Source organism: Streptomyces inusitatus (genome assembly GCF_014651115.1).
Classification (GTDB): domain Bacteria; phylum Actinomycetota; class Actinomycetes; order Streptomycetales; family Streptomycetaceae; genus Streptomyces; species Streptomyces amakusaensis.
In genome coordinates, this window is the sequence record NZ_BMWG01000104.1 from 1 (window position 1) to 578 (window position 578).

The 578-nt window shown below is 66.1% G+C and carries 1 protein-coding gene; it reads right to left on the reverse strand.

Annotated features, from left to right (window positions below):
• Positions 1–578 (reverse strand): beta-ketoacyl reductase (locus IE247_RS34020; RefSeq protein ID WP_190127230.1); only part of this gene is annotated, 578 nt, incomplete at both ends.

The window sequence follows — 578 nt, forward strand, 5'->3', positions numbered from 1 at the left end:
GTCGCCGCCAGACCATCAGCACGACGCTGCTCGGCCAAAGCATCCAGATAAGCGTTCGCAGCAGCGTAGTTGCCCTGACCGGCCGCACCCACCGTGCCACTCATCGACGAGAACAGGACGAAGGCATCCAGCTCGATCCCGAGCTCACCCGTCAACTCATGCAGATTGAACGCGGAGACGGCCTTAGCACGCAGGACGCTCTCAAACCTGTCCGGCGTGAGACTGTCCAGGACACCGTCATCCAGGACACCCGCCGTATGCACCACAGCCGTCAGCGAACCCGCAACCGTACCGAGCAACACGCGCAGAGCGTCACGGTCGGCGGCGTCACACGCCACCACCTCCACCTCAACACCCAGACCGGTCAGCTCCGCGACCAACTCCGCCGCACCCGGAGCCTCCATGCCGCGACGACTCGTCAGGACGAGACGCTCAGCACCCGCACCCGCCAGCCACCGAGCAACCCGACCACCAAGAGCACCCGTACCGCCCGTGACCAACACCGTGCCACCCGGCACCCACGACGACACACCCTCACCACGAGCAGCACGCACCAACCGACGCCCGAACACACCCGA